This window comes from Streptomyces sp. NPDC021225, assembly GCF_044332865.1.
Lineage (GTDB): Bacteria > Actinomycetota > Actinomycetes > Streptomycetales > Streptomycetaceae > Streptomyces.
Genome location: NZ_JBIRPV010000034.1, coordinates 1 through 2,003, shown reverse-complemented (window position 1 = coordinate 2,003; position 2,003 = coordinate 1). Strand labels below are relative to the sequence as shown.

Below are 2,003 nucleotides of genomic sequence, written 5' to 3'. Positions count from 1 at the left end.
TGCGACGCTCCCACGGCTTGTAGGCACACGGTTTCAGGTACTATTTCACTCCGCTCCCGCGGTACTTTTCACCATTCCCTCACGGTACTATCCGCTATCGGTCACCAGGGAATATTTAGGCTTAGCGGGTGGTCCCGCCAGATTCACACGGGATTTCTCGGGCCCCGTGCTACTTGGGAAATACGCAAGAGAGCCGTCATGATTTCAGCTACGGGGGTCTTACCCTCTACGCCGGGCCTTTCGCATGCCCTTCGCCTACCACAACGGTTTCTGACTCTCCGACCAGCCGGCAGACTGATCAAGCACACTCCCACAACCCCGCATGCGCAACCCCTGCCGGGTATCACACACATACGGTTTAGCCTCATCCGGTTTCGCTCGCCACTACTCCCGGAATCACGGTTGTTTTCTCTTCCTGCGGGTACTGAGATGTTTCACTTCCCCGCGTTCCCTCCACACTGCCTATGTGTTCAGCAGTGGGTGACAGCCCATGACGACTGCCGGGTTTCCCCATTCGGACACCCCCGGATCAAAGCTCGGTTGACAGCTCCCCGGGGCCTATCGCGGCCTCCCACGTCCTTCATCGGTTCCTGGTGCCAAGGCATCCACCGTGCGCCCTTAAAAACTTGGCCACAGATGCTCGCGTCCACTGTGCAGTTCTCAAGCAACGACCAGCCACCCGTCACCCACCATCCAAAGGACCAGTGGTTCACCGGGACCGGCGTCAAAGAGGGGAAAGCGGGCTTCCGCCCGTGCCCTCAGACACCCAACAGCGCGCCCGGCACAGTCCCATGCTCAGATCCGCGTTCCACGCCCCGAAGAGCAGTACTAGCAGTCCTCACAATCAGACCGTGCCGAATAGTCAACGTTCCACCCATGAGCAACCGTGCGAGTCATTCGCTCGCAGTCGGCTATGTGCTCCTTAGAAAGGAGGTGATCCAGCCGCACCTTCCGGTACGGCTACCTTGTTACGACTTCGTCCCAATCGCCAGTCCCACCTTCGACGACTCCCTCCCACAAGGGGTTGGGCCACCGGCTTCGGGTGTTACCGACTTTCGTGACGTGACGGGCGGTGTGTACAAGGCCCGGGAACGTATTCACCGCAGCAATGCTGATCTGCGATTACTAGCGACTCCGACTTCATGGGGTCGAGTTGCAGACCCCAATCCGAACTGAGACCGGCTTTTTGAGATTCGCTCCACCTCGCGGTATCGCAGCTCATTGTACCGGCCATTGTAGCACGTGTGCAGCCCAAGACATAAGGGGCATGATGACTTGACGTCGTCCCCACCTTCCTCCGAGTTGACCCCGGCAGTCTCCTGTGAGTCCCCATCACCCCGAAGGGCATGCTGGCAACACAGAACAAGGGTTGCGCTCGTTGCGGGACTTAACCCAACATCTCACGACACGAGCTGACGACAGCCATGCACCACCTGTACACCGACCACAAGGGGGCACCCATCTCTGGATGTTTCCGGTGTATGTCAAGCCTTGGTAAGGTTCTTCGCGTTGCGTCGAATTAAGCCACATGCTCCGCCGCTTGTGCGGGCCCCCGTCAATTCCTTTGAGTTTTAGCCTTGCGGCCGTACTCCCCAGGCGGGGAACTTAATGCGTTAGCTGCGGCACGGACAACGTGGAATGTCGCCCACACCTAGTTCCCAACGTTTACGGCGTGGACTACCAGGGTATCTAATCCTGTTCGCTCCCCACGCTTTCGCTCCTCAGCGTCAGTATCGGCCCAGAGATCCGCCTTCGCCACCGGTGTTCCTCCTGATATCTGCGCATTTCACCGCTACACCAGGAATTCCGATCTCCCCTACCGAACTCTAGCCTGCCCGTATCGAATGCAGACCCGGGGTTAAGCCCCGGGCTTTCACATCCGACGTGACAAGCCGCCTACGAGCTCTTTACGCCCAATAATTCCGGACAACGCTCGCGCCCTACGTATTACCGCGGCTGCTGGCACGTAGTTAGCCGGCGCTTCTTCTGCAGGTACCGTCACT

Annotated in this window: 2 rRNA genes (1 of these 2 running past the window's edge); both read right to left on the bottom strand. The window is 58.8% G+C overall.

The annotated features are described in order from the left end of the window. A 23S ribosomal RNA gene (locus ACH4S9_RS47055) occupies positions 1-632 on the bottom strand; it reaches 2,570 nt to the left of the window's first position. Positions 633-926: 294 nt separating this feature from the next. Continuing rightward, positions 927-2,003 (bottom strand): 16S ribosomal RNA (locus ACH4S9_RS47050); the annotation flags it as partial.